This window comes from Rhodoflexus caldus (genome assembly GCF_021206925.1).
Classification (GTDB): Bacteria; Bacteroidota; Bacteroidia; order Cytophagales; family Thermoflexibacteraceae; genus Rhodoflexus; species Rhodoflexus caldus.
In genome coordinates this window covers 1-756 of the sequence record NZ_JAJPRF010000037.1, presented here as the reverse complement: position 1 = coordinate 756, position 756 = coordinate 1, and the positions used below count along the sequence as shown (strand labels likewise).

At 34.1% G+C, this 756-nt stretch carries 1 protein-coding gene; it reads right to left on the bottom strand.

The window, feature by feature from the left end:
• Positions 1-100: 100 nt before the first annotated feature.
• Positions 101-556, bottom strand: a complete 456-nt coding sequence (locus NDK19_RS16845; protein WP_250633075.1) for a hypothetical protein — start codon at positions 554-556, stop codon at positions 101-103.
• Between the last annotated feature and the right edge of the window lie 200 nt (positions 557-756).

Below are 756 nucleotides of genomic sequence, written 5' to 3'. Positions count from 1 at the left end.
GCAGAGTGAAGCAAAAAGAGCAGATATTAGAAAATTTCCAATTAACCGCAGGCTTACATAATTACAAGTTGAAATTTTCAATCAATTGATTTTCAGTGTTTTAACTTCCAAAAAGTCTAATTTTCTCTGTGTCTAACCACGAAATGACTTTTTTGATTTCTGTGTCAAGGTCGGGATAAAAGCTGTTGATTAAATTAGTTTGCTCTGTTTCAGTTAAATCGTCCCAAGTCTCCTGATAGTTTATTCCTGGCACTTCAACTCGTAAACCGTACCCCAAGCCTAAATTGTCAAAGAAGTTATATCCCTTGCAATACAAGTCATAAAAGGTCATTAATAGCTGAGGTAATTCTTCGTCTTTGTTCAAAGCCTTTGTCAAAAGTTTGCGAACTCTTCTTCTTTCAAATTCCCCTTTGTCAATATGCTTTGAAAGAAGTGGGTGCAACCATTTCTTAGCGGTGTCTGATTTATATCCGTAAGAAATTAATTCTAAATAGTCGTCTGGATGCAAAATTGTTTCAAGCCTTTTGTCTGCATAAAGCCACTCCTCAAATTCCAAAACAGTTTTGTCACCGCTTAAAGTGTCAAAAAATATTTCTTGAATAGACCTTTTGGTTGGTGATTATCAGTGAATTACATAATTTTACTTGGTGATTCTTTCAAATTTATATAACTATGGCAAGTATTTTTCATAATCTTAAAAGTGACAAGAAATGTAAGGCTGCCACAGGTTTAAGCCTTGAACAATTTAATGCCTTG